The 26035-nt window shown below is 41.5% G+C and carries 25 protein-coding genes and 1 pseudogene; 11 read left to right on the top strand and 15 right to left on the bottom strand.

Going from position 1 to position 26035, the window contains the following annotated elements; genetic code table 11:
• Positions 1–143: 143 nt before the first annotated feature.
• Entirely contained in the window at positions 144–413 is a 270-nt protein-coding gene (locus tag AACQ38_RS21955) for a colicin Z C-terminal domain-related protein (RefSeq protein WP_339367082.1), read from the top strand.
• 69 nt (positions 414–482) lie between these two features.
• Here the strand turns inward: AACQ38_RS21955 and AACQ38_RS21950 are convergent, their stop codons facing one another.
• Positions 483–875, bottom strand: coding sequence for a hypothetical protein (locus AACQ38_RS21950; RefSeq protein WP_011146479.1), 393 nt, complete (start codon positions 873–875; stop codon positions 483–485).
• Positions 876–1247: 372 nt separating this feature from the next.
• Here AACQ38_RS21950 and AACQ38_RS21945 point away from each other — a divergent pair.
• A pseudogene (locus AACQ38_RS21945) lies at positions 1248–1544 on the top strand (transposase); the annotation flags it as partial.
• Positions 1545–1661: 117 nt separating this feature from the next.
• On the opposite strand, the gene AACQ38_RS21940 reads toward AACQ38_RS21945, so the two are convergent.
• The 6 genes from AACQ38_RS21940 to stlA all read right to left on the bottom strand — a co-directional run bounded on the left by AACQ38_RS21940 (position 1662) and on the right by stlA (position 6850).
• The gene (locus AACQ38_RS21940) at positions 1662–3059 is read right to left on the bottom strand and encodes a metallophosphoesterase (protein WP_165579081.1); all 1398 of its coding nucleotides are present in this window, start codon (positions 3057–3059) and stop codon (positions 1662–1664) included.
• Between the two features lie 320 nt (positions 3060–3379).
• A complete protein-coding gene (locus tag AACQ38_RS21935; RefSeq protein WP_165579083.1) occupies positions 3380–3637 on the bottom strand; it encodes a DUF1161 domain-containing protein in 258 nt (85 codons plus the stop codon).
• A 21-nt stretch (positions 3638–3658) separates the two neighbouring features.
• On the bottom strand, positions 3659–4021 hold the full coding sequence (locus AACQ38_RS21930) for a DUF1283 family protein (protein WP_165579080.1): 363 nt from the start codon (positions 4019–4021) through the stop codon (positions 3659–3661).
• A gap of 131 nt (positions 4022–4152) precedes the next feature.
• The gene (gene ydfG, locus AACQ38_RS21925) at positions 4153–4902 is read right to left on the bottom strand and encodes a bifunctional NADP-dependent 3-hydroxy acid dehydrogenase/3-hydroxypropionate dehydrogenase YdfG (protein WP_113025189.1); all 750 of its coding nucleotides are present in this window, start codon (positions 4900–4902) and stop codon (positions 4153–4155) included.
• Positions 4862–4999, bottom strand: a complete 138-nt coding sequence (locus AACQ38_RS21920; RefSeq protein WP_158538222.1) for a hypothetical protein — start codon at positions 4997–4999, stop codon at positions 4862–4864. Before AACQ38_RS21920 ends, ydfG begins: the two co-directional genes overlap by 41 nt.
• 252 nt (positions 5000–5251) lie before the next feature.
• A complete protein-coding gene (gene stlA, locus AACQ38_RS21915) occupies positions 5252–6850 on the bottom strand; it encodes a phenylalanine ammonia-lyase StlA (protein ID WP_113025188.1) in 1599 nt (532 codons plus the stop codon).
• A gap of 400 nt (positions 6851–7250) precedes the next feature.
• Here stlA and AACQ38_RS21910 point away from each other — a divergent pair, with 400 nt between their 5' ends.
• Complete coding sequence (locus AACQ38_RS21910) at positions 7251–8954, top strand: glycosyl hydrolase family 18 protein (RefSeq protein WP_165579079.1); 1704 nt, start codon at positions 7251–7253, stop codon at positions 8952–8954.
• Between the two features lie 235 nt (positions 8955–9189).
• On the opposite strand, the gene AACQ38_RS21905 is transcribed toward AACQ38_RS21910, so the two are convergent.
• Positions 9190–10425 (bottom strand): stiblene epoxidase, encoded by a 1236-nt coding sequence (locus AACQ38_RS21905; RefSeq protein WP_165579078.1) that lies wholly within the window; start codon positions 10423–10425, stop codon positions 9190–9192.
• A gap of 617 nt (positions 10426–11042) precedes the next feature.
• On the opposite strand from AACQ38_RS21905, the gene AACQ38_RS21900 reads away from it, so the two are divergent.
• Positions 11043–12026, top strand: coding sequence for a class I SAM-dependent methyltransferase (locus AACQ38_RS21900; protein WP_242685654.1), 984 nt, complete (start codon positions 11043–11045; stop codon positions 12024–12026).
• A gap of 225 nt (positions 12027–12251) precedes the next feature.
• On the opposite strand, the gene attM is transcribed toward AACQ38_RS21900, so the two are convergent.
• From attM to AACQ38_RS21870, 6 genes are all read right to left on the bottom strand, one after another.
• A complete protein-coding gene (gene attM, locus AACQ38_RS21895; protein ID WP_192881306.1) occupies positions 12252–13043 on the bottom strand; it encodes an AttM family quorum-quenching N-acyl homoserine lactonase in 792 nt (263 codons plus the stop codon).
• Between the two features lie 110 nt (positions 13044–13153).
• A complete protein-coding gene (locus AACQ38_RS21890) occupies positions 13154–14131 on the bottom strand; it encodes a P1 family peptidase (RefSeq protein WP_011146489.1) in 978 nt (325 codons plus the stop codon).
• 132 nt (positions 14132–14263) lie between these two features.
• The gene (locus tag AACQ38_RS21885) at positions 14264–15562 is read right to left on the bottom strand and encodes an FAD-dependent oxidoreductase (protein WP_165579077.1); all 1299 of its coding nucleotides are present in this window, start codon (positions 15560–15562) and stop codon (positions 14264–14266) included.
• A 2-nt stretch (positions 15563–15564) separates the two neighbouring features.
• A complete protein-coding gene (locus tag AACQ38_RS21880; RefSeq protein WP_112872252.1) occupies positions 15565–15819 on the bottom strand; it encodes a 2Fe-2S iron-sulfur cluster-binding protein in 255 nt (84 codons plus the stop codon).
• On the bottom strand, positions 15816–16943 hold the full coding sequence (locus AACQ38_RS21875) for an NAD(P)/FAD-dependent oxidoreductase (RefSeq protein ID WP_165579076.1): 1128 nt from the start codon (positions 16941–16943) through the stop codon (positions 15816–15818). The genes AACQ38_RS21880 and AACQ38_RS21875 overlap by 4 nt, the downstream gene beginning before the upstream one ends.
• Positions 16940–17890 (bottom strand): 4-hydroxyproline epimerase, encoded by a 951-nt coding sequence (locus AACQ38_RS21870; protein WP_165579075.1) that lies wholly within the window; start codon positions 17888–17890, stop codon positions 16940–16942. The genes AACQ38_RS21875 and AACQ38_RS21870 overlap by 4 nt, the downstream gene beginning before the upstream one ends.
• Positions 17891–18155: 265 nt before the next feature.
• Between AACQ38_RS21870 and AACQ38_RS21865 the strand changes: the two genes are divergently transcribed.
• The 4 genes from AACQ38_RS21865 (at position 18156) to AACQ38_RS21850 (ending at position 23416) form a co-directional block, all read left to right on the top strand.
• Positions 18156–18980: a helix-turn-helix domain-containing protein gene (locus AACQ38_RS21865; protein WP_165579074.1), complete on the top strand. Its 825-nt coding sequence runs from the start codon at positions 18156–18158 to the stop codon at positions 18978–18980.
• Positions 18981–19208: 228 nt separating this feature from the next.
• Positions 19209–20129, top strand: a complete 921-nt coding sequence (locus AACQ38_RS21860; RefSeq protein WP_165579073.1) for a dihydrodipicolinate synthase family protein — start codon at positions 19209–19211, stop codon at positions 20127–20129.
• A 41-nt stretch (positions 20130–20170) separates the two neighbouring features.
• Positions 20171–21754: an aldehyde dehydrogenase (NADP(+)) gene (locus AACQ38_RS21855; RefSeq protein ID WP_165579072.1), complete on the top strand. Its 1584-nt coding sequence runs from the start codon at positions 20171–20173 to the stop codon at positions 21752–21754.
• Between the two features lie 60 nt (positions 21755–21814).
• The gene (locus tag AACQ38_RS21850) at positions 21815–23416 is read left to right on the top strand and encodes an APC family permease (RefSeq protein WP_165579071.1); all 1602 of its coding nucleotides are present in this window, start codon (positions 21815–21817) and stop codon (positions 23414–23416) included.
• A gap of 175 nt (positions 23417–23591) precedes the next feature.
• Here the strand turns inward: AACQ38_RS21850 and AACQ38_RS21845 are convergent, their stop codons facing one another.
• Positions 23592–24173, bottom strand: a complete 582-nt coding sequence (locus AACQ38_RS21845; protein ID WP_011146498.1) for a beta-class carbonic anhydrase — start codon at positions 24171–24173, stop codon at positions 23592–23594.
• A gap of 404 nt (positions 24174–24577) precedes the next feature.
• Between AACQ38_RS21845 and AACQ38_RS21840 the strand changes: the two genes are divergently transcribed.
• From AACQ38_RS21840 to AACQ38_RS21830, 3 genes are all read left to right on the top strand, one after another.
• Positions 24578–25072, top strand: coding sequence for a cupin domain-containing protein (locus AACQ38_RS21840; protein WP_238409178.1), 495 nt, complete (start codon positions 24578–24580; stop codon positions 25070–25072).
• Positions 25073–25193: 121 nt separating this feature from the next.
• On the top strand, positions 25194–25436 hold the full coding sequence (locus AACQ38_RS21835) for a type II toxin-antitoxin system ParD family antitoxin (protein WP_011146500.1): 243 nt from the start codon (positions 25194–25196) through the stop codon (positions 25434–25436).
• Positions 25429–25722 (top strand): type II toxin-antitoxin system RelE/ParE family toxin, encoded by a 294-nt coding sequence (locus AACQ38_RS21830; protein ID WP_041380078.1) that lies wholly within the window; start codon positions 25429–25431, stop codon positions 25720–25722. Before AACQ38_RS21835 ends, AACQ38_RS21830 begins: the two co-directional genes overlap by 8 nt.
• Positions 25723–26035: the final 313 nt, after the last annotated feature.

Below are 26035 nucleotides of genomic sequence, written 5' to 3'. Positions count from 1 at the left end.
TATCACGGCAGGTGTGATGGAGATGTTCAAGTTCGGCTTTTTGTTCATCGGTAATGAATATTTTCATAGCGAGGATAATGATCTCCATTTCGGATAAAATCAAGCATCTTCAATGATTACGGGTATATATCATTTAATAACTCATTAATCTACATATAACATGGGGACCGTGGGTTGATCTTCGGATGCATTCAGGAATTTCAGTATATACCATAAGTTTTGATACCGACTCATCGGCCCCATCAGCTTTTGGTGTTGAAATTGAATATCCCGTATCGACTGGAGTGAAACGAATAAGTACAACGGGACCTGGATCACATCAAATTACGGATAATAATGGTGCTGGTACGGATCGTATTAGGTTTAAAAGTTACTCTATAGGTCAAGTCATTAGGATCATTTACAACGCTTAAAGTTGAGCCTATGGTTTGCTTTTTTTGATGGATAAATGAAACACAAGAGTAGCAACCATAGGCTTTTCATTAATTCAAGGATCTAAGAATTCCATCTGACAATGATTTCGATTCTACTGCTTGATGGAAGCCTTCTTCTGGATGAATCATAGAAACAAGTCTGGTTTTTATGACTGGCTTACCGTCAAAGTAAATAAACAACTCTTTCCCTAAGTTTCTTGCTAAAAAAAGTTTGAACCGGTCACTACAATTCAGTCCTTTTTTAACCTTAATAAAAATGTTATTGGCATTCACAGCTAAATCATCACCGACTTCTCCTACAGGAAGAGCTTGTTCTATACAAGGTTTGGATAAATGAAATGTTTCATTACCTGCGATGTAATCAAGAGAAAGTGGTTGTTTCTGCGAAACACACCCTGTAAGACCAAGGATAATAGACAGCGTAAGGATGAATTTAGTCATTCAGTTTGCCCTCATTGTTGACATTAGTATTCTCAATTATAGCTACCAAAATAAGTTATTTTATGCAAGTTATTTTTTTCTTTGTCGGTTTTATTAATTAAGAGCGGGTAAATTTATTAAAGAGTTCGGTTTTCTAATCAAGTACATTGTTTCCTGTGATCTTTTATCAGCAATGTTATCAGGGGAGCATCCTATGCTACTCCCTAATAATAAGATTATTTGCTTTTTTTATTTCTTCTTTTATTGCCGGCAGCAATATGAGCTTGTATCTCCTCTTGAGATAATGGTGTTTTAGCGGGTGATATTTGTGACGTAATATCAAAAATATTCCTATCATCGAATTCAGGATGATTAATAAATGGAAAATATTAAAAAATTCATCTTATTGTGGATGGTGCGGGTGACAACAAAGCTCATTTTGTGGAGGAGTAGGCTTATGTTAGCAACATTGAGTGACATTACCTTCCTTCATATAGCCAAAATTTAAACCCGATAGAACGATTATGGAAGGTTATGAATGAACCTGTTCGAAATAACCGTTATTTCGCTGATAAACATGAATTTCGAGACAAAGTCTTCAAATTTTTCACCACAACGCTACCTGATATAGCGGACTCGCTGATGTCTGGAATTAACGACCATTTTCAGGTGCTAAAAACGGCATCTTGAAAGATGACGGGTATATACATAAATATCGTGATTGTGATCTATAAGCAATCAATAAGAAAACCTCACTTGTGGAAAGTGAGGTTTTTTATCAATCTAAAATCTCAGTACGATGTATCTCTATTTACCACAAACAGTGGTCATTTTTTTAACAAACTTTGGAGTACCGTCTATTCCATTATATGCAGATATTTGCATGCATTTTTTGTTAACATCAATGATAAAGAAATCACCTTTAAATAGTGCTCCACTGTCATAGACTCTTGCATTTCCAAATACCGAGGCGGTGTATTCTTTAAGGAAATGTGAATGCCCAACGAAAACAGCCATAACGTTGTATTTTTTAATCAGCGACTTAAATTTTTCTTTTTCAGCATAACTGCTGTTATTAATAAAATGGTCATACCCATCGTGAAAATTTAAAACTACAGCTTTTCCTCTTGTCTGAGCAGATTCAAGATCGCTTTCCAACCAATCAAGGGATTTTGTAATATAAACGGTTGGGCTGACATAGTGGTCCAAATTGACATTATAGGTAGGATAGTTTTGCAATTGAACATAATGAATATCCCCGAAATCCCAGGAATAAGATAAACTGCCTTTCCATGCTTCATTATCATAGTCATAGGAGAAATTATTCAATTCTTTACTATAACCACTTATTCTCTTTGCCATATCAAAGACAGCAGATCTGGCGCAGGCATTACGACTGAAATCAAAACCTTCTGGATAAGTACAATCATTAACATTATTTGCATAATCATGATTTCCTAATCCCATAAATAGCGGGAATTTGATTTTTGATGTATATATCTCCTCAAGGCTTTTTCTGGTACTAGCGCGTCCAAACTCGGTAAGATCACCATTAACAATGCCAAAAGCAAGATGATTGCGGTCATAAATATTATTGATACTATTTGCTACCTTTTTATTTAATTCTTCCCACGGTTTTTTGTCGGCATTAGGATCGCCCTGTTCAGGATCTAAACGCCACGGCTGAGGATCTGACATCACGGCAATTTTATAATTGTTGTCTATATTTTTTTCAGTGAGATAAATATCAATCTGTATGCCTAAAGAAGATGAGCTTTTAACTGTTTTCTCAAGTTTATAATGAGTTGATGCCTCGGAGAGATGGATATTGTGGTTCTGAACACCCCAATATGAAAGGTTCCAGTGAACATTTAACTTATCTTCACCATTGGGTAAACGATAAATAATTTTGCCCTCGGTGCCACTAAAAATCTTACCTTTTGAGGCAAATGAATCGTGACTATATGCGGATATTGATGATGATGGTTTTTCAATCCAACTTCCCCAAAGTAAGTCTGTTTTTTCAGCCACTAATGAATGTGATGTATTATTATGCAAATAAATTTTTACATATTGCGTATTGTTGTTGCCATTAAAATTCTGGTCTTCTGTTTGATTTTCTGCGACAGCGCTACATCCTGATACAACTAATGCTATAAAAAATACCACGGCAAAGCGAATTTTCTTAGTGATAAGATCACCCATAACGTTTCCTATTTTAAATTTTCAATATGATGATATTCAGAAAATATTTATATTCCAAAACGTTATAATGTTAAATTTAATTATTTAAATTGTCAGTTTTAAAAAAGCTAATGGTTTACATAGGAAGCGATATTAAGGCTAGCATTCAGGTCCGCTTGTCAAGGATGGCCGCTGTTCACATAGAGATAGAGATAATGTGAAAAGGGGCCGAGGGCGTATAGCCTCGACCTCTATTCGTCTCATCATTCATCAACGGTAAAATATTGGCGTAATATTTTCTCTGAATTTTGTGTATTTTCCTTCAGAAAGAGAATGTGGGTTTACTTGGAAGATTGGCTTCCTTGCCGGATATACACAATCTTTTTGGTATTATTTTCACAATACCCAACGATTTTACCACCGGCTTGTTCAATGTGGTCATTAGCAACAATTTCCAATGTAAAGCCAGATTCCGGCACACCATTATTGATAATTTTCTGCGCAATTTGTTCTTTCACGCTTTCGCATGAAGCTTGTGCAGCAAGTGCAAATGGAGGTAGGGTAAAGAGTAGCGCGCTAAATAAAAGCGCTTTCTTCATCTTCATTATCATCACCTTATATTACGGTCTGATGGGCATACCTGTATTGCTGTCTAAACAACGTTCGGTATTGGGTTCCCAATAAGCATTGATATTGGTACTTTTCATACATGTATCACGAGCATCAATGGCTTTATCGAACTTGTCGAACTCTTTCTCGGCACGTTTATTAACTTTAGTGCGAAGATTCTTTGTTTCATTCCATTGTTCTTTGCTTTGACGAGCGGCTTCTTTATCGAGCACAGAATCTCCGCTGCCATTCACTGTGACGCAGGTACTTCCAGAAGTACAAGTTGCCGCCAATGCTGGCGTTTGCCATAACAATGGTATTGCCAGAGCGATAGCTGGCATGGCTTTTAATATCAAAGAATTACAAATATTCATCTTTTATCCTCTTGAATTCTCTTGAGAGTAGCGTGAGTGGAGCCAATTTAGATGGCACAATAAGAAACTATCAGATAGATAAATTATAAGATAGCATTAAGATGTTCAACAAATTATCAAGAAGAGTGTAATTATTCATTTCTGTGCACACTAAGCCCGGCAAATGACTGGCAAACTGGCATCATTTCTAATGTATTAATGTTGACATGAGCAGGTAAATTAGCGACCCAAAAAACAGCTTCAGTGACATCTTCGGCGGTTAATGCTTGCGTGCCATCGTAGGTTTTATTCACTTTATCATTGTCGCCTTTAAAACGTACTAAAGAAAACTCAGTGCCACTCACTAAGCCGGGTTCTATATCAGTGACACGGATATTTTTTCCCTGCAAATCGGCTCGTAAGCCTAAACTAAACTGTTTGACAAAGGCTTTAGTTGCGCCATAAACATTCCCACCGGAATATGGCCAGCTTGCAGCGGTAGAACCGATATTAATAATATGCCCATGATTTCTTTTTACCATTTCAGGCAGTAGAGCACGGGTCATATTGACGAGCCCTTTGACATTGGTATCAATCATTATTTCCCAGTCATCCAAATTAGCCAGATGAGCGGGTTCTAATCCAAGCGCTAAACCGGCATTATTGACTAAAATATCGATATGGCGGAGTGATTCGGGTAATTGTTCTACAACCTGGTTGATAGCGGCCCGATCAGTGACATCAAGTTGAACAAAGTAAAAGTTATCACCCAGCTCAGCTTTTAATTTTTCTAACCGTTCTTTACGGCGTCCAGTCGCAATAACTTTAGCACCGTTTTGAATGAATTTTCTGGCAATTGATTCACCAAAACCTGAAGTTGCTCCTGTCACAAAAATGATCATACAAAACCTCTTGTGTACTCGTACTGTTTCTACCATCAGTATACCCGTTATCTTTCAAGTTGCCTCTTTGTTGGCTGCACTCACTCACCCCGGTCACATAGTTATCTATGCTCCCGAGGATTCGCTCCTTTGCCGCCGCGATGCATCTTGAAATCCATAGGGTATATACCCGTTATCTTTCAAGTTGCCTCTTTGTTGGCTGCACTCACTCACCCCGGTCACATAGTTTGCTATGCTCCCGGGGATTCGCTCCTTTGCCGCCGCGATCTATCTTGAAATCTATTGGGTATAAATGGGATTCTGTATTTTTAGTCAAGAGATGATTGAAAAACTTTCAGTGATTTTCTTTTTATTCTTCCAGCATGATTTCTGGCAGAGGAAGTTGATCATTAATAATTGCATCCGCAATGCGGATTATATCTTCATCCAACGCACGATCAGTGATCAAAGGAGAACTGATTTCGCGTACTGCATGGTAAAATTTAGCGGTTTCAGGCGCAATTTCACTAATATTGCCGCGAAGATGAATGGCCTGACAAACTACCAGAATTGTCATTGAAACAATATTGCGTAATTTCTGCTCCATCTCTAAAACATCTTGAGCGGCATGCAGACCTAAACTGACAATATCTTGATTGTATTGTTCTGTGGCGAGGGTATGAATACCTGATGCAGCACAATCATGGCGAATTGCAGCAACTAAAGCGGTTTGAGAAAGTTGGACGCCTTTAAAACCTTGATACATGCCGGGTGTCGGACTCAGTGAATTAGGTAATCCACGAGAGAAACGGTTATCCATCATAAGAGCCACAATGGCGTGAAGATGATTGGCAATTAAAGCAATATCCAGTTTTAATGCATCCATTGTTCGGGCGACATATTGCCCCATAAAATTTCCACCGTGTAGAACATCGCCATTTTCTGGATCTATCAATGGATTATCATTAGCTGAGATAACTTCCCGTTCCAATATTTTCCGAGCGGTAGCTAAAGATTCTGGCACTATACCTAATACTTGTGGTGCACAGCGAATTGAATAAACTTCCTGCAAGGTATCATTTAGTTGGGTAATTTCTTGATGACGACAAGCTTTATTGGCTTGTTCTTTAACCCCAGATAATAGATTAACCTGAGTTGAACCTGCCAATAAATTACGCAATGCACTTGCCACCGCGTTTTGACCAGGATGATTTTTTACTTGTTGAATCCGGGCATCATAATGTTCATGAGATGCAAGTAATGCTTCAACAGCAAGGGCAATCGCAGAAATTGAGGCTTTAAATAGTTTTTCCAGTTTAATGACGGTGATTGCACTGATTCCTGACATTACCCGGGTGCCGTTAATCAGAGCAAGACCTTCTTTGGCTTTTAACGATAATGGTGTCAACCCTGCACGTTTAATTGCTTCAGCAGCGTCAATTTCTGCGCCCATATAATAAACTTTGCCGATACCACATAATGCTCGTGCAATATAAGATAAAGGAATTAAATCACCGCTTGCACCCACTGAGCCATAGCGAGGAACCAGAGGAACAATGTCATGATTAATATGATCAACAATTGTTTGAGCAACAATTGGTCTGGTTGCAGACCAACCTTTGCAAACAGAAAGTAACATAGTAAATTGTGACGCTTTAATACAAGGTTTGGACATATAGTCCCCAGTACCAGCAGAAAGAAAAGTTAACAGATTTTGCTGATGCTCTGCGATTTTCTCAAATGGCACAACTAAATTGGCATTCCCTCCAAATCCTGTATTGATTCCATATATAACCTCTCCTGAATTTAATTTTTCCTCTAATTTTTCACGACCATGCGTCAAAAGTTCAGTGATCTCCGTTGATATTTCTACTTTTTTTTGTTTTATCGCAATGTCATAGATATCTTCCAAAGAGATAAGGCCATTTTTATTAATAATAATGGTTGGCTGAACATCTTTAGCTTTCATTTTAATCTCCATATATAAGAATGGTAATAATATTTTGAAGAAACGAACTCCCTAAGGATACAAATTAGTATAGATATAAAATATAAAAAGCAGTCAATTTGAAATAAAATTAAAATAAATGGTTCGTAAAAATTAATTTACAAATTTAATTGAGGAGGTAATTGTAACAATGACAATTAATATATTTACAATTTGCAATTATTTGTTTTTGCAATCTGATAGTAAATGGTCGGTAATATAAATCCCGTTGACATAAATTTTAGTTGATCATTAACAATCAAACAAATAACAATTATTTGTTTTCCTAAGAATACAAACTAGAATGTAATTATGTTACCGCGCAAATAAAGCAATTGGAGTGTTCATCGAAAAATAAACTGATATCTAGTCGAGGTGATTTATGTCAAAAATAATCCAGACAGATTCTTTTAGTGAGCAGTCTTATCAGATAGATAATTTCAATCCATCAACTGAAACAATAAATTTCAGTTACACATCGGGAAGAATCGCATTACCAGTCTATAATAAATATGACACACGAAATAAACCTAAAGTTTTTGGTTATTATACAGATTGGTCGCAATATGACGGTCGATTACAAGGAAATCAAGATCCCATTCGTCGAGGTAGAGGAATAGATTTACAGCACCTTTTAGATAATCCTTTTGCTTATGATAAATTAGTTATTGGTTTCTGTGGAATATTAGGTGATGAGGGCGAAAAGAAGCAGCAAATTAAAGAGCAAGCGCCATTATTTGCCCGCACCAATAATGGAGAAGTGACATTCACAGATGCTTGGGGAGATTGCCAATCTTATCAGAATTGTACTTATTCTGGTTGGCAAGATATCCAAATGCCAAGGGATTTCGATCAATCTAAAAGTATGGGCGTATTAGGTGGATTGGCTAAAGTTCAACAAGCTGCAAAAGCTCAAGGCCATGATCTTATTATGTCATTTAGTGTCGGTGGTTGGACCATGAGTAATGGCTTTTATGCTATGGTCAGAGACGAAACACTAAAATCCTATTTCTGTTCGAGTCTAGTGGATATATTCCAACGTTTCCCTATGTTTACCGAAATTGATATTGATTGGGAGTATCCGGGCGTTGCTGGAAATGAAGGTAACATGTATGCGCCAGACGATGGCGATTATTATGTTAGTTTAATTAAAGATTTAACTGCTGCTTTTAAAGAAGCAGGGCGTTCAGATATAAAAATAAGTATCGCTTGTTCGGCGGTACCAGAGAAAATGGAAAAATCAAAAATACCTGAATTACTGCAAGTTGGGCTATATGGTGTTAACGTTATGACCTATGATTTCTTTGGTACGCCGTGGGCTGAAAGGTTGTTACATCACACCAATCTCCGCAATTATCCTAGTGGTGAGAATAGTGTAGAAAAGGCGGTTGAATATTTATTGAGTCTTGGTGTGCCTGCATCTGCCATTAATATTGGTTACACCGGCTATTCACGCAATGGCAGAAATACGGTTATTGATAGTTATTCTCCATTATCCGGCAGTTATGATCCTGGTTATGTTCCGAAAAAAGAACCGAAGATTACCACAACCGGCTCGTTTGAATCAGGGACCACAGAATGGTACGACACGATATATAATTATCTGGATTTGGAAGAAAAGAGGGGAAGAAATAATTTTGACTTATATACCGATGAAATAGCAGATGCTGATTATCTCTATAATAAGGATAGTCAGTTGTTTATTTCTCTTGATACCCCTCGTTCCGTTAAATCTAAAGCACAATATGCACTAGAAAAGAATCTGGGGGGAATATTTACATGGACCGCCGATCAAGATCGTGGTTTATTGGTCAATGCGGCGAGGGAAGGGCTTGGTTGTGAGTTAATCACGGAAAAAATAGATATGACACCATTCTACTTCAAGGGTGTTAATGTTGAACCGGTTGATCCCATTCATCCCGATACAGGGAGTGATTACCCTGTCTGGGATGCAAATAGGGCATATAAGGCCGGCGATAGAGTGAGTTGGAACAATCAAAATTGGGAAGCTAAATGGTGGAATAGAGGCACCGAGCCAGATGGTGCAGGAACATCTGATGCTTATCCTTGGGTAAAAATTGCATAATTAATTAAGCCAAGCCACCAGTATGATATATCTACTGGTGGCGTTTATAATATATCCGTCATCTTTCAAGTTGCCTCTTTGTTGGCTGCACTCCCTCACCCCGGTCACATCGTTATTTCTGCTCCCGGGGATTCGCTCCCTTAGCCGTCGCGATCCATCTTGAAATCTATTGGGTATAAGTGTATCTAGAGTAATGATATGGAATTCGTTCCGGTATGACAATTTACTCGGAATATTAACGTCGGTGTTGATGACTTTGAGATTTATTTCTTCTTATGCTCAAATGCCGTTGTTTCAATGGTGGTATTGAAAAATGTATTACAGCGTTCTGAGCGCTGCGCAGTGAAATTCCAACGATCTCATTAGCATATGCGCGCATTTGTTGCTCATAATCTGAAATTGCCTTGACTAACTCTTCGTGGCCGGACGCTACACTAGCAAGCTTCTGCGTGAGTAAAAGTGCGTCTCGCAGCGCTGTGTTCGCCCCTGAGCCTGCCATTGGCGTCATGTTGTGAATAGCATCCCCAAGTAATGTGACGGTGCTGGATTTCCAGGGTAGAAGATGGGGCATACTGCGTAAATGTAGCGGAGAGATGTTTTTCATATCACTTTGTTGAACCAGAGTATGTAAGCTTGGGTCCCACGAAATCATACGCGATTGGACCAGATCGCAGAGGGCTTCAGCGGAAAAATCGGTGATATTGCCAGGAAGACTATCTGTTGCTGCTACGTAAACCCATACGATAAAATTATCGATTTCCGCTAAGGATGCCTCTACATGAATATTCACTGGGGCACGCCACATAGAGATGAACAACCAGTCGGGGCTTTTAGGGACGATACTATTGGGTGTACCATCGCGGAAATTTTGGGGTAGCAACGCTGTGAGAGCCGGGGTAAGACGTGCACGACCAATGATCATACTAACACCAACATCGAATCTTTCGATAAAAGGAAGGTACTGCTTACGTACTTTTGAATTGCTACCGTCTACACCGACAAGGACATCGACATTTTCGTGACTGCCATCGGCAAAGAAAATTTTAATACCACCGTTTTCAATATGTTCATAACGGACGAATGTTTTGTCCCATTGAATGGTATTTGCAAGCCCCTTGTTGAGTATTTCTTTCAGTTCAGTTCTGCTAATTGACAAACGTTGTTCGGAAATAATTTTCCCTGCCATTGGAGAAATACCGCCATGAACGGCGAGAAGACGCATACGTTCATTATAAAACTGGGATTGTCCGCCAATATATCTTGATGCCTCCTCAAAGGCTAGCCAGTTTTCAGCCGGGAGGCATTCTTGCAGTGCTTGCTTACCGAATGAATTTATATGAATTCCATAACCCGGAAGTATGGATGATGCGGCAGAGTTTCGTTCATATATCGTCACTTTTATTCCATGTTTACGTAATCCATGGGCTAAACATGTACCACCAATCCCCGCCCCAATAATGCCGACATGCATAGTATTTCTCCTGTTGTAGATACGAGCGATTCTGGCTAAATCGTGGTGATTATATCTATTTGATATTATCTAATCACAGCCATGACTTTTTTGTAGTATTTAAAATAAAAATATACTGTACATAGAAATAGAGCAAGAAAGCTTGGAGTTTTATCGCTAAAAATAGTTGGCAAAAAAATTATGTCTCTGTTTATTAAGCAATATTTAATTAAAAAATTGATCGCTTAAATTGTCAAAGTGAATTTTTAATGTTTAAGTTTTATAATTTTCCATAAAATTAACACTTTATAGTGATATGAGTGTTAATATAGCTTTATGTCTATTTTACGTATTCAAGACCACATGACAGTAAATGATGTTTGTGTGAATAAATTAATATTCATCTTGTTTCGATCTTCAACTATTTAAGATGTTTATTAATGTGATTATTAATAACTCCACTGCTCTCTAATTTCTATTCCAATTGAATTTAAGATATTTTTCTCCCAATTATGAAATATTTTATTACTCGTTGTCATGAAATTTATGAGGGTGACATCTATACTATCATTTGTAATCTATTATTCGTGATCATAGGTTAGTACTACTGATTTGTCATTTTGTTCGGAGAAATAAATATGAGTAATCAGGACGTCAAAGCGATGTATAACCGATATCCATATCCTAGTTCTGCTATTGGAGACAATCTTATTTATGATATGGCTACGGTGATAAGGCTTATATTTAAGCCGGATTATTTAACGGGAAAATATGTGCTTGATTTAGGCTGTGGAACGGGGCATCGTTTGCTAGGGCTGGCAAGTATGTATCCCGATACCCAATTTGTGGGTATTGATATGACGGATAAAGCGTTAGAGGTGGCAGATAAGTTGATATCTTATCATCAGTTGGATAACGTCACGCTAGAAAATAATACGATTGAGAAGCTAACACGAGATAATCAATTTGATGTTGTTGTTTCTACCGGTGTTATCCATCATATGGAATTTCCACAAGAGGGTTTTTTAGCCGCTTCACGCTCATTAAATGAAGAGGGGATAGCGCTTATTTGGCTATACAACGCGATAGGAGAATATGAACGATTGAGGCAGCGAGAACTTTTGCAGATTTTTGTAAAACAAAATCATGCAGAAGAGTATTTTTTAAATACTGATTTAATGAATAAGCTATGCGATAACTTAAGTCGAAATCAATATGGCGATAGTACAGCTAATCATTTAGATGATAGTGTTGATCAGGTTGCTGTTAATGTAGATGCATTTTTGAATCCTATCGTCAACGCATACAGATATGATGAAATATGCGATTTTTATTATCAAGCTGGCTTTAAACGTGTGAGATGTTGTGGGTTCAATCGTGAAAACGGCAATAAGCTTTTTGCTGGATGTTGCGATCAATTCAATGATGAATATTTTCTTCAATATCGAGATTTGCTTTTAGATGAACAATTAAATGAAATCTTTAATGCTCTTGATTATAACCAAAAGATTCGTGCTATCGAGCTCTTATGGAAGCCAACCGGCATATCTTCGATAGGATTTAAATCTGAAAATGCCCAGTCTTTTGTCAATGATTGGCTAAGAGAGGGAGGGGAGGAATAACGGTTATTCTCGGATATATCCGTTATCTTTCAAGTTGCCTCTTTGTTGGCTGCACTCGCTCACCCCGGTCACATAGTTTGCTATGCTCCCGGGGATTCACTCCCTTGCCGTCGCGATGCATCTTGAAATCCATAGGGTATAGTTGGTTAAACTTTCGTAAAATGAGTGCCAAGCCAGAAACATCCACTTTCTAGTTTCTGGCTATTTTGGATTGACAAATTCGAGTTAATCGTAATACTCCGGTGCCTGACGGAATGTTGGCCAGGCATCTGGATCGTGTCCCGTTACCACGATTGCATTCGTGCGTTTGGCTAGATGCCGTAGTTTTTGCACCGAACGTACGGTTTCAATGGTAGAGGTGAGAAACCCCGGCAGCGCCCGTTCTTCCCAGTGGTCGAGGGTATAAGCGGCATCAATCGTTAACAGCAGGCTGCCACTGTTCGGCAGGGTGACCAGTAGTGATTGGTGTCCTGGCGAATGCCCCGGAGTAAATACCGTTTTTAACGTGCCATCGCCGTAAACATCAAACATGTCATTGCGTTCCCCATCGAGAAACTCCCATTTCAGACCTGGCCGGTCAAAGTCCTTGCGGATATAGCCACCAGCAGCAAACCAGTCAGGTGTGTAGGCGTATTCATATTCACGTCGCTGTACGATATGTGTCGCGTTAGGGAAGCGTCCTATTGCACCAGTGTGATCGAGATGAAGATGGGATTGCACCACATAGCGGATATCTGCGGGATCGATATCCAACTTTTTAACTTGAGCGACACAACCTTCATCTTCACGCATCACCGGCCAGTAGGTTTTGGTGATAGTTCCCCAGTAGCCTTCGGGGTCAGTTGCGGTTTCAACTGCATTGCCACCGTCAATTAGCGTATGGCCGTTAGGATGAGTGAGTAAAAAAAAGGGAATCGGAATTTCATAATCGGCACCATTACCCTGATTCATCTTAATGTTGTGAACCTTACATTTGATGGTTCCGGTTTGCAGCATATACAGGCGAATGTCTGACATAATGTTAACCTTTTTATCGAGTTTGTTAGGGTAGTTCAAGTTTGGAAGGCTACTGGTGCATGGCGGCTACCAGCATTACCTTACCTTAAAAGTGTTAAATCGAAAGTGTGCTAAATCGAAAGTGCTAAATCGGCATAACCTCTAACACCAAATTTTGATTTAGCTGATTTCACCGCATCTAAAACCGCAGCAGCCATGACTTCAGCCGCGAGAATACCAACAATATTCACCGATGAGTCCACACCACCTGTTGCCGCTGCAAAAATAGTATCCCCGTCACTCATGGTATGAACGGGGTATATTGTCCTCGCCAGACCATCATGAGCCATCTGGGCAACTTTTTTCATCTGGCTTTTATTCATATTGGCGTTACAACAAATTATGCCAATGGTCGTATTTGTTCCCTGAGTGAAATTATTATCTTTATTATTTTTTATAATGTAGGGAATGAGATCGATAAGATGACCGTTTTCATCACATGCGCCCGCAATAGTTTTACCATTTTTAGGGTCTCTGATTTCACCAACAGCATTTACAACAACCATTGCGCCAATTGTTAGCCCATCAGGTAATTTAACCGATGCGGTCCCAAGCCCACCTTTCATGGCTTTGTCAAAACCGGCTATCTTACCAATAGTGGCCCCAGTGCCAGCGCCAATATTTCCCGATGGAAAAGGGGTTACAGAAGCGTTTTGGGCAGCAAGGTAGCCCATTTTAGCGTCAGGACGCACCGCAGGATCGCCAAAATTTAGATCAAAAATTATTGCGGCAGGAACGATAGGTACGACAGTAACACCGACATCAAAACCTTTTTTTCTTTCTTCAAGATAGCGCATTACGCCAGAGGCGGAATCTAATCCAAAAGCACTCCCTCCACTTAGCACCACGGCATTAACTTTCTGGACAGTGTTAATGGGATCTAAAAGCTCGGTTTCCCTTGTCCCCGGTGCGGAACCTCTGACATCAACGCCACAAACAGCGCCGTCGTCGAAAATAATGATGCTACAACCGGTTTGTTGCAACTCATCTTCAGCATGTCCAACCTTAACACCCGGTACATCTAAAATGGTTCCATTTGTCTTATGCATAAATGTTCACACCTCAATCTCTAAAGTAACTCATTATAGGTTTTAATGATTTTTGAGGTGAATCATAGCAAAGGTGACCAAACAAACTGTGATTTTTAGTGGGAATTCGGTTTGATAAACGAAGGGGGATATTTATCTATCAATCAGAAAAGTTAATTTTTCCGTGTCTCCTGCTGCCAGCGTTTCAAGACTGGTAGGGGATAGTGGAATGCGAGGGGAGGGTATTGCCCAATGTTTGATATCGTGGAGAATGGCAGAACAGATTTTTCCCTGACAAGCCCCCATACCGCACCGCGTCGCCATTTTTGCACTATTCCAATCCTGAAAGGGTTCAAGCTCGTTTAAATGTACGTCTTCACAACGACAGATCAAGGTATCGGGTGGAAGCGCCCGTGCGATCTCTTCATTCAATTTAAACGTCTGTGCCACCGCGGTTGCAAAATGTTGCCATTTTACTCGTTTTTGCCGCCATTTTTCAGCCAGAGCGCATTGACCACTTGCTGCAAACCCGGCAATAAATCCTTCACAAAGTGCAAGCTCACTGCCACCAATACCTGTGCATTCTCCTGCGGCATATACACCAGATAGGGTCGTCTGTTGCCACGCATCTACCTGAATATTTCCTTGTTCATCCAGCAAGCAACCAAGCAATTGTGCCAATTCCGTATTGGGTCTTAAACCAAAACCACAAGCTAAACGCGTACAGGATAGTTTCTGCTTCTGCCCTTTATTGCTGATATACACACCAGTCAACCTGCCTTCTACCGAGGTTTCCACTCCCAACACCGTACTGTTTTTGTAATAATTTTTAAGCGGTATGAGCGTGATGGCTTGATGCAACTTGTTAGGCCAGCGGAACAACTGCAAGCCAAACGAAAATAAGCGGTGTAAAGGCGCTTGTTCAACGATACCAGCTATGTTTCCTCCCGCTTTTTTTACCGTCTCCGCAACCGCGAGCAAAAGGGGACCGCTACCGGCAATAACAACACGCTCACCCGTCATGGGGAGACCACTTTTTATCAACGCCTGTAATCCGCCTGCACCTGTGACACCCGGTAATGTCCATCCGGGAAAGGGAAGTAATTTTTCTTTGGCTCCAGTACAAAGAATGATGCGTTGGTAGTGAACTATTCGGTGCTGGCTTGCCGTTTCAACAATCACACATTGGTTGTCTACTGCAATCACTTTACAACCGGGTAAATAGATCAGGGCATCTTCTGATGTTACTGATAAATAACGTTTCGCCATCGGTGGCAATGTATGAAATGGCCCTTGACGCCAAATTTGTCCGCCTGCTCTGGGATTGTCATCAATCAGGATAACGGATTGTTGCCCTTGTATGGCCGCCTGTGCAGTAGCCAATCCCGCGGGTCCTGCACCAATAACCAGCACATCACAACGCAATACTGTAGAAGAAGATGATGTTGCCATGTTCAGATCCTCTCGACTTTCATACCCATTTCACAAACTGTCTGGCACGCGACACAGTGGCGACCATTGATCATCAAACGGCACTCCTGACAGATCCCCATACCACAAAAAGGTACTCTTAATTGATGTGATACAGATATACGGCAATGTTCATCACCGGTATAAGCTAGCGCCGCCGCAACAGTAATCCCCGTAGGCACGGTGATCAATTCGCCATCGATAAACAGAGCAATAAATGGGGGTTTGTTGAGTGTCATAGCAACCTCTGATGGGCCATAGCAGTAAAACGTGCAGGCTGGTAAGACAAGGGATCAATCTCCGTTTTGCTATTCAGCATCAATGCGGAGATGATTTTGGCACTGCCCGGTGCGGTCGTCACACCTAATCCTTCATGGCCTACGGCCAGCCATAGCCATTCATAAGCAGGATGCTGTCCCAATAGAGGCAAGCCATCTGGAGTTGCAGCACGAAAGCCGGACCAGCAACGTAAAATATTCATCTGACCAAGCTGAGGTAAAAAATGAAGTGCTCGCTGGAGCATAGAACGGAGTAGTCCGAGATCAATAGTGTGTTTTTCGTTATGGAACTGGCGTGAAGAACCGATTAAGAGCTGACCAGTAGGGCGAGCCTGAACGTTGAAAGCGATTGACGTGCCATTCGATGCATGTGTACTGGCGCTGTACCCTAATTCCACCAGTTGATGTGTGATGCAGGTAGGGTAACGATCGGTAATCGCCAATTGCCCTTTTTTAGGAACAAGCGGTAATTCAGGTAACAGATGTGTGCTCCACAGCCCATTTGCTAACAATATTCTCGGCGCGCAATATTTCTTTCCATCACGTAGCACAACGGTCTGAGGCTTTAAGGCATGCACTTGGCCTTTAATAAACTGAATTTTTTCATTACCGCTAGCAAGAAACCAGTGTACGACATTCGGCGCATAGACCATCCCATCCCCAGGAACAGACAAACCACCAGCAATCCCACGCCTCACCATCGGTTCCATCTGGTGAATCTGTGTTGCTGTCATCGGCATATTCTCAATGCCATAGGCGGCGAGACGTGCGCTCTTTTCCTCAGCAAGTGCCATTTCATCCTCAGCATCCGCCAGCCAAAGTGTGCCACATCCACGCCATGCACAATTTTCTGGCATATGTGGGGTGAATGTTCGCCATATATCTAATGAGTAACTACTCAGTGCCAATTCAGCAGGATTATCGTCCATACACACGAGATGCCCCATTCCTGCCTGTGTCGCCCCTTTACCACCCTCATCAATCACAACAACTCTCAAACCATCCTGTACTAACTGATAAGCACATGCGGCTCCAACGATGCCAGCACCAACGATAATGACATCCGATGTTTGGCAGGGCGTCATACATTGATTCCCCAGACAAAAGGATCGCTCTTGGCAATGATTAATTTGTTATCACCGTAAACATGCGCTGTTCCCCGGATCACTGGGGCAATTTTCTGACCAATCCACTGATATTGGGCTTCAAAAACACTACCAATAATGCTGGACTGGCACCAAATCTCACCCGGCTGCAATTTTCCATCCGCCGCTAAGCAGGCTAACTTAGCACTTGTTCCAGTGCCACACGGTGAACGGTCATAGGCTTTTCCCGGACATAACACAAAATTGCGACTATCAGCATGGTTATCAGGAGCAAACAATTCAATATGGTCGATACACTCACCCTTTTCACCGGTGATCCCCGCTTGGGCCAGTGCTTGCCTAACGGCCCAACTGTATTGCGTAAGTTCATCGATATGGTTGGGGGTTAGAAACAGGTTATGCTGACCGATCAGAAAAAACCAATTTCCGCCCCAGGCAATATCTCCATTAACATCACCCACACCGGGCACGTTGACAGTGACATTTTGCTGATAACGATAAGAGGGGACATTATAAACAGACACTGCGCCATCCTGATGGAGTACCGCCTCTACAATTCCAACCGGCGTCTCAATTTTATATTGGCTGGGGGTCAACCAGCCCAGATGATAGAGCGAAGCAATAAGGCCCATAGTGCCGTGGCCGCACATGCCTAAGTACCCCGCGTTATTAAAGAAAATCACTCCCATATCGGCATCAGGTACAGCAGGCGGACATAAAAGTGCACCGACCAACACATCATTCCCTTTGGGTTCAAGAATGAGAGCCTTGCGCCAGTGATCAAATTCGGTTTCAAAGCGTTGACGCTGTTTGGCAACGGTTCCTTTGCCAAGAGACGGAAATCCCTCGATTACTGTCCGGGTGGGTTCTCCACCGGTGTGTGAATCAATGACGCGAACAATCTGATAATCATGTTTATCTGCCATAAAGCCACCCAATTAACGTATTTTTAATGCCGTCGCGATCCATCTTGAAATCCATAGGGTATAAATAGTGGCGTAGTATTTCGTTTGCCGCTTGATGAATTTCATACTGCAATATGCTGAAATCAGCACAATGAAAAATTATAAATAAAACTGATGATGATTTCTGTTTTTACCAGAAGAACAATGTATAAATTAATCTATAAAATCAAATTAACCAGACACGAGTCAAAAATCCTATTTTACGGGTAATAGACTGGAGATATCGATGATGAATATATACCGAAACGGCATTGGCACAAATGGTCATGATGCTTGTAATGTTGAGTTTTTAGCGGCGCTTTGTAGTGGATTAGTTAATCACAAACCCAGTAACCTGCAAGATATTCTCAATGCGGTTGCCTTAATTACACCATTGCTAAATGCGATTCCCAGCGTGGTTTTCTTTATCAAAGATATTAAAGCACGTTATCTAATTGCGAACCTTACGCTAGCCACACGCTGCGGATTTAAGTCGATCTCTTCGCTACTCGGTAAAACCTCTTCCGAAATCTTTCCTGCTCAGATGGGCAGTTGTTACACGGAACAGGATTTACGTGTGTTGCATCAAGGGGTAATTATCCAAAACCAACTGGAACTCCACTTTTATCATGGACGCAAAGCAGGTTGGTGCATGACATATAAATTGCCATTGTATAACCAACATAATCACATTATTGGTATGGCAGGAATTTCTCATGATTTGATGGAAGTTAAGGAAAATCACCCTGTGTACCAAAAGTTGGCTATCGTCGATGATTATATTCGTGAACATTTTGATCGAACAATTCGCCTCGACGAGCTAACTCATTTAACACGCCTCTCGGTTGCTCAATTGGAACGTTACTGTAAACGTATCTTTCACCTGACACCTCGGCAGATGATCCACAAAATTAGAATTGAAAAAGCGTCTGAATTGCTGGCGACGGAATTACCTATCACAGATGTCGCTTTGCGATGTGGTTATACCGATCACAGCGCATTTACTCGGCAATTTAAGACCTCAACTGGACTCACGCCCAGTGATTTTCGTCAGTCAATAGGGGTGGAGTAATTTACCGTTTTACTCATGCTTCCAGTCTTTCCGTTCTTTTGTGATCCAATAAGTTTGCCATTCCTATTATGCTAATTTCGTCATTGTTTACTGTGAAAAGTGACAAGCTTCTCTGTAGTGAAATAGCCATTATTCCATTAAAACCAATGAATCACATTTTTTTAACAAGATAAAAACAATTCGCATTCTAAATATCAAGTAAATCAATGGCGATCAAAGGATAGAGCGATGAACAAGAGAAAAGTTAATTGGCATGGTGTTTTTCCAGCAGTGACAACACAATTTAACTCCGATTTTTCCATTAATTTGGATGCCACACAGAAGGTAATGACCAACCTGATTAAAGATGGGGTTTCCGGTTTAGTCGTCAATGGTTCTGTGGGGGAAAATACATCTCTGTCTATGAAAGAAAAGCGTACTATCGTTGAACTCGCATTAGATGTTGCTGGTGGAAAAGTTCCCGTTCTTTCGGGTATCGCAGAATTGACAACCGATAATGCGTGCAAAATGGTCTCTGAATGCCGTCAGGCAGGGGCTAATGGAGTGATGATCATGCCGCCACTGGTTTATACGCCAACACCGAAAGAAAACCGAGTGTATTTCCGTACAATTGCTGCCTCTACCGATTTACCCGTCATGCTATATAACAACCCTCTGCTGTATAAAAATGATATTACGCCGAAAATTCTGACCTCTCTGGCCGATTGCGAAAATATCGTGGCATTTAAAGATTCATCAGGCAATACCCGTCCTTTTAGTGATATTCCCAATGAAGCGGGTGATCGCTTCATTCTTTTTGCTGGTTTGGATGACGTCGTTTTAGAGTCAGTCGCAGTGGGCGCGGAAGGTTGGATTTCAGGTATGTCAAATGCTTTTCCACGGGAAGGGGAGACTTTATTCCGTCTGGCTAAACAGAAACGTTATGAAGAAGCTCGGGAATTATATCGCTGGTTTATGCCTCTGTTGCATTTGGATTTCCGTCCTGATTTGGTGCAATGCATCAAGTTGTGTGAAGAGATGGTTGGCCGTGGGAGTGCCATTACCCGTCCACCGCGTCTACCTCTCGAAAGGGAAACATTGGCTGAAGTTCGCGCCATTGTAGAACAAGCCCTTGCTAATCGTCCTTCACTGCCTGATGTCGGTCTCTGAATGGAGCGGTAACTGTTTTTGATATCCTTGGAGGAAGCGCTATGTTGGTAACACATTCAGGTAGGCAGTTTATTGGTGGTCGCAGGCAAGCAGAGGGGGAACGCTGTTTGCACAGTCGGCGGGCGGTGGATAACGCACCAACGGGTTATGCGTTTTATCAAGCTACACGACATGAGGTCGATCTCGCCGCCCAAGCCGCCGCCGATGCATTTACCCGTTATAGCCAGACATCGTTAGAAGAACGTGCCGTTTTTTTAGATAAAATTGCCGATGAAATTGATGCTCTTGGTGATGACTTCATTGCCCTTGTATCAGAAGAAACGGCGCTACCACCAGCCAGAATTCAAGGTGAACGGTCGAGAACCAGCGGGCAAATGAGGCTGTTTGCCACGCTGTTACGCCGTGGTGATATGCATGCTGCCCGCATTGATACTGCGCAACCTGCAAGAAAACCCCTCCCTAGAGTTGATATTCGCCAATGCCATATTCCTCTAGGCCCTATTGCGGTTTTCGGTGCCAGTAATTTCCCGTTGGCTTTTTCTACTGCTGGTGGTGACACGGCGTCAGCATTAGCGGCGGGCTGCTCCGTTGTTTTCAAAGCACATAGCGGCCATATGGCTACCGCCGAAATCATCGCAGAAGCCATTGGACGCGCTATTATCGCCGCACAAATGCCCGCGGGTGTATTCAATATGATTTATGGCAATAGCGTGGGGGCCGATCTAGTCAAACACCCCATTATTCAGGCCGTTGGTTTTACCGGTTCACTTGCTGGTGGACGTGCATTGTTCGATATGGCGATGCAGCGACCACAACCTATTCCGGTTTTTGCTGAAATGTCGAGTATCAACCCGGTCATTGTGCTGCCAAACGCCTTAGCACAGCGGGGGAAACCGATCGCCCAAGAACTGGCAAATTCATTCACATTAGGTAGCGGCCAGTTTTGTACCAAGCCAGGAATAATCTTGGGTATTCGTTCACCAGAGTTTGATCAATTTATTACTCAATTAACGCAGGAAATCACGCTTCGCCCGGCGCAGTCAATGCTGAACCAAGGCACATTACTTAACTACCAAAAAGGTATTCATCAACTGGATGATGAACCCTTAATGACACGGTTAGCCATTGGCGAACATCATGAAAATCAGGCAAGTGCAATGTTGTATCGTGCAGATATTGCTTTATTGTTGAATAAAAATGCTCTGTTACAAGAGGAGGTTTTTGGCCCTGTTGCTATTGTGGTTGAAGCCGAAAGCCAATATCAGCTTTTACGCGCAATTGACTGTTTGCAGGGGCAGCTTACCGCTACCTTAATTGGTGAGCACGATGAATTAGCGAATGCACATGAGCTCAGTCGACGATTACAAAACATTGCGGGCAGGGTGGTTGTTAATGGCTACCCGACAGGCGTTGAAGTCTGTGATGCCGTGGTTCATGGCGGGCCTTACCCGGCAACTTCCGATGTGAGAGGGACTTCAGTTGGTACACTGGCCATCTGGCGTTTTCTGCGCCCAGTCTGCTTCCAAAACTATCCTAAATCCTTACTTCCACTCGCACTGCAAGACCATAATCCGTTAAATATTTCTCGATTAATCAATGGGGTGATGAGCCGGGAAGTGTTGTAAAACGCGCAGTTACCCGACTTTGACGTATATCAAATAAGAAACAGAAAAGGGCGAATAATTATGGCGCTATACAAAGCCTCTTCACGGCCAAAATCCGATTCAGGGCAGGGTAAATTTAAGAAACAGTTAACACTCACGGATTTAACCTTCATCGGATTAGGGGCTATTTTTGGTTCTGGCTGGTTATTTGCAGCCAGTCATGTGTCTGTTATTGCAGGGCCTGCCGGGATTTTTTCCTGGCTGATTGGTGGTATCGCCGTGCTGTTACTCGGCATTGTTTATTGCGAACTGGGTGCGGCACTGCCGAAATCAGGTGGCATTATCCGTTATCCGGTGTTTTCTCATGGCGAACTCATGGGATATTTAATGGGTTCCATCACCTTAATCGCATTTTCCAGCCTAATAGCCATCGAAGTCGTCGCTGCTCGACAATATGCGGCGGCGTGGTTCCCCTTTCTCAGTCAGCCGGGTTCGGGTGATCCGACTCTGACAGGCTGGCTGGTTCAATTTGTCTTATTAGCATTTTTCTTTTACCTTAATTACAACAGCGTGAAAACCTTTGCAAAATCCAACAATATTATTAGTATTTTCAAGTTTATCGTTCCGCTGCTCGTCATTATTATCCTATTTAATTATTTCAATCCGAGTAATCTGCAAGTTCACGGATTTTCTCCTTTTGGGATATCGGGTATTGAAGCTGCGGTTTCAACCGGAGGCATTATTTTTGCCTATCTTGGCCTAACGCCCATTATTTCCGTCGCTGGTGAAGTGGAAAAACCCCAAAAAACAATTCCTATTGCCCTCATTCTCTCTATTTCACTGTCTACGGTTATTTATGTTTTATTACAGTTAGCGTTCCTTGGTGGGATCCCCTCTGATCTACTTTTTAGTGGCTGGAATAACATTGGGCAATATTTTTCATTGCCGTTTCGTGATATAGCCTTAATCCTCGGTGTGGGGTGGCTCGCTTTTTTGGTGGTATGTGATGCGGTGATCTCTCCAAGTGGTACTGGGAATATTTATATGAATGCCACTCCCCGTGTAGTTTATGGTTGGGCAAAAAGTGGGACGTTATTTAATGTGTTTACCCATGTCGATGAAAAATCGGGGATACCACGTCCTGCACTTTGGTTGACATTTATTCTTTCTGTTTTTTGGACATTACCTTTTCCTTCATGGGAAAAACTCATCAGTGTTGTTTCTGCGGCGTTAATTCTGAGCTACGCATTAGCGCCAGTAACTGCTTCTGCCTTACGTCGTAATGCCAAGGAGATAAAGCGTCCTTTTTATGTTAAATGGTTTGCGATCATTGGTCCGCTTTCCTTTATTATTTCCGCCTTCATTGTTTACTGGTCTGGTTGGAAAACCGTTTCTTGGCTACTTGGATTACAGATTATCTTGTTTTTTATCTACTTGTTATTTAAAAATAAAGTTCCGATAGGCAAAGTGAGTTTGCGTCAACAGATAACCTCTGCTTTATGGTTGATTAGTTTTTACAGTGCCATGATCATTTTGTCCTATTTAGGCCCATTTGGCGGTAAGGGAATTATTCCCGCGCCTTGGGATATTGTGGCAGTAGCAGTGATTTCTCTAATCGCCTTCTATTGGGGAACTTTTAGTGCTTTACCCAATGCTATTTTACCAACGGAGGATGAGGATTAGTCGTGTTGTCTGATTAACTATACAGGGCGGGAGATTAACTGAACATCCTTGTCCACATTGACGCCGGATAAATTTAAATAAAGTCCATCATAAATCAAGATCGGTGGTTACAAAATACAAAAACGGGGATGAACATAGATTCATTCTAGCCAGAACGCCCTTATTTGCTAAAAAATCAAGCATCTTCTGCAATACTTGCTGCTTCAGGAACTTCAATTAATTTTCCTGACTTCACATCAAATATGTACCCATATATGGAGATATTTGCGGGGACAAGAGGGTGGGTACGAATACGATGAATATCTTCAACTACGCTATCAACTTGATTGTTAATGGTAAGCCATTTGATATATTTTCCTTCAGATGATCCTGTACCGTTGCCGACATCTTTAAATCCTTCATCCGTCATTATCGCGCTTTCCAGGCTGCTTTCCAGTAGATCGCCCATGATATTGTCTGTAAAAAGTTCCATCCCACAATTAGTATGGTGAATGACAAACCACTCTTTTGTGCCAAAAAGTTTATAGGAAATAATAAGTGAGCGAATGGCATCATCACTGGCTCTTCCGCCTGCATTCCGAATAATATGAGCGTCACCTTCAGATAAACCTGCAAATTTTGCTGGATCTAACCTAGCATCCATACAAGTCAATATGGCAAATCGCCTGACAGCAGGTAAACCAAGGTTTTTTTTATCACCAAAAGTTGCTGCATATGCAATATTAGCGTCACTTATTTCTCTGATAACATTGCTCATCCTTCCTCCCTTCATATTTTCTGGTTTAATAAATTGTTATATAAAATAAAAGCATGGAACAAGAAGCTAACTTAGGATATCCATCTAGATAAATGAATATATCCGTTATCTTTCAAGTTGCTTCTTTGTTGGCTGCACTCACTCACCCCGGTCACATAGTTCTCTATGCTCCCGGGGATTCGTTCCCTTGCCGCCGCGATGCATCTTGAAATCCATTGGGTATATGAGGCTGAAAATACAGATATATAAAAAAAAATTATGAAAAATATATACTCGTATCCTTTGTACCGGTCAAGTAAATCCTAAGTATTTCAACAGACATTGTGATGTAATGATGTTTTCGGAGTTTTCAGGGGAGAAAGTTGTATCTTAAAAAGTTCTAAAGTAATCATGGTGCGCATGGTATGGTTCTCCACAGGGCATCTACCCAATTTATGCACTATGCACAAGGATTCCATATGCGGCTATCTATTCGAACTTTATCAGCCTTTACATCTTTTGCTTTCCTCATTGCGCCGTTTTTCACTCAAGCCCATAGCGGCAATACTGCTGGTATTAACGTTGAAAAATTGCTTGAGACTGAAAAGTCTTGGGATGGCGTGTCTTATCAGGAATACCCTAAAGGCACTCCTCAGCTTTCAGTTCTCAAAATTACTATTGCTCCAAATACCAGTCTTGCCTGGCATGAGCACCCGATACCTAATGCAGCTTACGTGTTGAGCGGGGTGTTAACGGCAGAGAAAAAATCCAGTGGTGAAAAACGTCTTATGAAGGCGGGAGAGGTGTTATCCGAGATGGTTGACAGCACTCATCGAGGTTACACAGGCAAAGAGGGCGCTACTCTCGTGGTCTTCTACGCGGGGCAAAAAGATATCCCTCTTTCTAAACCCGTTGAGTAAAAATCATTCAAGTACGAAGACGAAAAAACGTGTCAGCGTTGGGATTAACATAGTCCGCTGGCGATCATTATTATGCCTTGTTATAATTGTATTACTCAGTAATACATGAAGAGACGAATTTATGGCACGAGTAACTAGTGTAACCCTTGGTGAGCACTTCAACGGATTCGTTGGTGATATGATCCAATCTGGTCGTTATGGCAACACATCCGAAGTTGTCCGCGATGCTTTGCGCCTGATGGAGGCTCGCGAGCAGCGTATTCAGAATGTTCGTGAAATGGTGCTGGCTGGCCTGAATTCTCCTGTCAGCAAAAACAGCATGGATGATATTTTTGTAATGGCAGCGAAGGATTTAAATGTATAAGTTTTCCGAATTGGCTGATGACGACATATTTCATATTGCCCGTTATACGATACAGCAATTTGGTCAAAACCAGGCGAAGCGTTATCACGATGAACTGAAAAGAACTTTCGAGTTACTAGCCATATCTCCCTGGATTGGTAGGGAATGTGATTGGATATGCGCAGGAATGCGCCGCTTCGAGTTCAAGAAGCATTCCATCTATTACATGTTGCAGGATGACGACATCTTCATTTCACGCGTCATTCACCAGTCGATGGACGTTGATATACTCGACTTTCCAGAATAAGTTACGGTGATTGTTATTAAAATACTTAAACAAGCAGGACTGAAATAACTTAATTAAGCGGTCGAAAGGCCGCTCTTTAATCAAAGAGAAGGTGTAAGCATGATATGGATTTAACTAAAAGCGGGTTTTTTCTTTTAAGTATACCAAAGTGACATGACTATATTGGTGCTACAATCATAGTGCGCATAATGTAGCCAACGTTATGTTAAAAAATCGCATGCGAAAATATCGCAGCGCAGGCGATTCTTTAGCATAACGTGTATTAGACGCACTATGACCGTTTCTTGGGTTTGATCACTCGGTTTGTTCTCGT

Origin of the sequence: Photorhabdus sp. RW14-46, from assembly GCF_963887965.1 — a bacterium.
GTDB lineage: Bacteria > Pseudomonadota > Gammaproteobacteria > Enterobacterales > Enterobacteriaceae > Photorhabdus > Photorhabdus laumondii.
This window is presented reverse-complemented; position numbering and strand designations above follow the sequence as displayed.

Coding starts and splice junctions, on each gene's coding strand:
- AACQ38_RS21950 (WP_011146479.1), bottom strand. CDS start 875: ATGACTAAATTCATCCTTACGCTGTCTATTATCCTTGGTCTTACAGGG.
- AACQ38_RS21940 (WP_165579081.1), bottom strand. CDS start 3,059: ATGGGTGATCTTATCACTAAGAAAATTCGCTTTGCCGTGGTATTTTTT.
- AACQ38_RS21935 (WP_165579083.1), bottom strand. CDS start 3,637: ATGAAGAAAGCGCTTTTATTTAGCGCGCTACTCTTTACCCTACCTCCA.
- AACQ38_RS21930 (WP_165579080.1), bottom strand. CDS start 4,021: ATGAATATTTGTAATTCTTTGATATTAAAAGCCATGCCAGCTATCGCT.
- ydfG (WP_113025189.1), bottom strand. CDS start 4,902: ATGATCATTTTTGTGACAGGAGCAACTTCAGGTTTTGGTGAATCAATT.
- stlA (WP_113025188.1), bottom strand. CDS start 6,850: ATGAAAGCTAAAGATGTTCAGCCAACCATTATTATTAATAAAAATGGC.
- AACQ38_RS21910 (WP_165579079.1), top strand. CDS start 7,251: ATGTCAAAAATAATCCAGACAGATTCTTTTAGTGAGCAGTCTTATCAG.
- AACQ38_RS21905 (WP_165579078.1), bottom strand. CDS start 10,425: ATGCATGTCGGCATTATTGGGGCGGGGATTGGTGGTACATGTTTAGCC.
- AACQ38_RS21900 (WP_242685654.1), top strand. CDS start 11,043: ATGAGTAATCAGGACGTCAAAGCGATGTATAACCGATATCCATATCCT.
- attM (WP_192881306.1), bottom strand. CDS start 13,043: ATGTCAGACATTCGCCTGTATATGCTGCAAACCGGAACCATCAAATGT.
- AACQ38_RS21890 (WP_011146489.1), bottom strand. CDS start 14,131: ATGCATAAGACAAATGGAACCATTTTAGATGTACCGGGTGTTAAGGTT.
- AACQ38_RS21885 (WP_165579077.1), bottom strand. CDS start 15,562: ATGGCAACATCATCTTCTTCTACAGTATTGCGTTGTGATGTGCTGGTT.
- AACQ38_RS21880 (WP_112872252.1), bottom strand. CDS start 15,819: ATGACACTCAACAAACCCCCATTTATTGCTCTGTTTATCGATGGCGAA.
- AACQ38_RS21875 (WP_165579076.1), bottom strand. CDS start 16,943: ATGACGCCCTGCCAAACATCGGATGTCATTATCGTTGGTGCTGGCATC.
- AACQ38_RS21870 (WP_165579075.1), bottom strand. CDS start 17,890: ATGGCAGATAAACATGATTATCAGATTGTTCGCGTCATTGATTCACAC.
- AACQ38_RS21865 (WP_165579074.1), top strand. CDS start 18,156: ATGATGAATATATACCGAAACGGCATTGGCACAAATGGTCATGATGCT.
- AACQ38_RS21860 (WP_165579073.1), top strand. CDS start 19,209: ATGAACAAGAGAAAAGTTAATTGGCATGGTGTTTTTCCAGCAGTGACA.
- AACQ38_RS21855 (WP_165579072.1), top strand. CDS start 20,171: ATGTTGGTAACACATTCAGGTAGGCAGTTTATTGGTGGTCGCAGGCAA.
- AACQ38_RS21850 (WP_165579071.1), top strand. CDS start 21,815: ATGGCGCTATACAAAGCCTCTTCACGGCCAAAATCCGATTCAGGGCAG.
- AACQ38_RS21845 (WP_011146498.1), bottom strand. CDS start 24,173: ATGAGCAATGTTATCAGAGAAATAAGTGACGCTAATATTGCATATGCA.
- AACQ38_RS21840 (WP_238409178.1), top strand. CDS start 24,578: ATGGTTCTCCACAGGGCATCTACCCAATTTATGCACTATGCACAAGGA.
- AACQ38_RS21835 (WP_011146500.1), top strand. CDS start 25,194: ATGGCACGAGTAACTAGTGTAACCCTTGGTGAGCACTTCAACGGATTC.
- AACQ38_RS21830 (WP_041380078.1), top strand. CDS start 25,429: ATGTATAAGTTTTCCGAATTGGCTGATGACGACATATTTCATATTGCC.